The following is a 789-nucleotide window of genomic DNA, read 5'->3' as shown; positions in this document are numbered from 1 at the left end:
CCTGATCTATGCATTTGGCGAAATTGTTTTGGTGGTTGTGGGAATCTTGATTGCCTTACAAATAAACAATTGGAATGAAAATCGAATTAATTCCCAGCGAGAGCAAGTGATTTTAAATAGTTTAAAATCTGAATTGATAATCAATCTTAAAGAATTAAATACGGATTATGAAAGAACGGTCACCTATCATCAGGCTACCATAAATGTCTATGACTTTATTTTAAAGAATTCGGTAGAAAGTGATTCTATGTATAAAGATTTTTTTGATTTCGTTCAATTCACCTATTTTTTCCCAAAGACCTCCACATACGAAACTTTAAAATCAGGCAACCTTGAACTAATCAAATCCGACAGCCTCAGGGAAACGATTACTGATGTTTATGAAACTGGATTTAAAAGAATAGTGGACAAAGTGGACACCAGAAGAAATGCAGCTCGTCTTCTGTTTCCCTATTACCAAAAACATTTTAAATCGAAGTTTCTTCAAGATACCGGTTACCTGGATTTTAGCGAAAATATTGGTGTACCGAACAATTACTCATTCCTTGTCGATGATCCTGAATTTGAAACTTTAGTGGTCGAGGCAATTAGGGGTAGAGCAAATTCCATAAGAGATTATGAAAGGACAATTGATATTGTAGAATTATGTCTTAAACAGATAAATAGATATTTGGAAGATTGAAAAACAATATAGAATAGACCTTATATTAAAAAGTAATAACGATAGGCAAACAACCTTTATAAGTAATAGCCGCTTATCGGCAGGCTACTACTTATTCATAAACTGTT

At 33.1% G+C, this 789-nt stretch carries 1 protein-coding gene; it reads left to right on the top strand.

Going from position 1 to position 789, the window contains the following annotated elements; genetic code table 11:
- The coding region (locus AAGF08_RS20405) for a DUF6090 family protein (protein ID WP_343513301.1) at positions 1–682 on the top strand (682 nt) is incomplete at its 5' end.
- Positions 683–789: the final 107 nt, after the last annotated feature.

The organism is Algoriphagus sp. SE2 (genome assembly GCF_039563885.1).
Classification (GTDB): Bacteria; Bacteroidota; Bacteroidia; order Cytophagales; family Cyclobacteriaceae; genus Algoriphagus.
Note: the sequence above shows the minus strand (reverse complement) of the source record. Positions and strands in the feature narration are given on the sequence as shown.